Source organism: Chryseomicrobium imtechense, from assembly GCF_041475995.1.
Lineage (GTDB): Bacteria > Bacillota > Bacilli > Bacillales_A > Planococcaceae > Chryseomicrobium > Chryseomicrobium aureum.
The window spans coordinates 1-591 of record NZ_JBGOBM010000042.1; the positions used below are offsets into that span (position 1 = coordinate 1).

Sequence of the window (591 nt, forward strand, 5' to 3'; positions counted from 1 at the left end):
CCATTACGGGATGTATGCAAGAAACAGAAAGGCAAAGGTGAAAGCACTGCTTACGAAATGGCAGAAAGAGGTCAAGAAATGGTTCGTAAAAGCAGGGGCAAAGCTCCGCAAGCGCAACTGGCGTGAAAAGTTCTTGATGAACAACCAGCCAGATCCATTGGTGTGCCCAAAATGCGAGAACCATCTCGTGTTCAAGGGAGAGGTCTGTCTAGATGATGGTGTGCTGACGATTCGCGTGGCCGTATGCAATAATACAAAGAAATACTTAGAGAGGGTGATCGACTATCTCACCAGTCAGCAAGACTCGAAAGAAAAAGAAAAAGGCCAGTTCGCCTAAGGCGAGACCAGCCAAGGTGAAGTACATCTGCCTACTCTGTGAGACGACGGAACTGATACCTTATGACGTCGTACGTGACATGGATCGGATGGACCAAGACGGGGACCAGAGCGTCCCGCCGATGTTTGAGTGCGACCAATGTGGAGCGGGGATGTATCCTGAATCGTACAAAGGTATATCCGGAGCCCACTATCAAATATCAGATGTGAAATAGTTCAAAAAGGTCCGGCCAGGGTTTTTGGCCGGATTTTCTT

The 591-nt window shown here is 48.6% G+C and carries 1 pseudogene; it reads left to right on the forward strand.

The features are described from left to right. Positions 1-337: pseudogene (locus AB5N96_RS13505) on the forward strand (IS91 family transposase); the annotation flags it as partial. Positions 338-591: the final 254 nt, after the last annotated feature.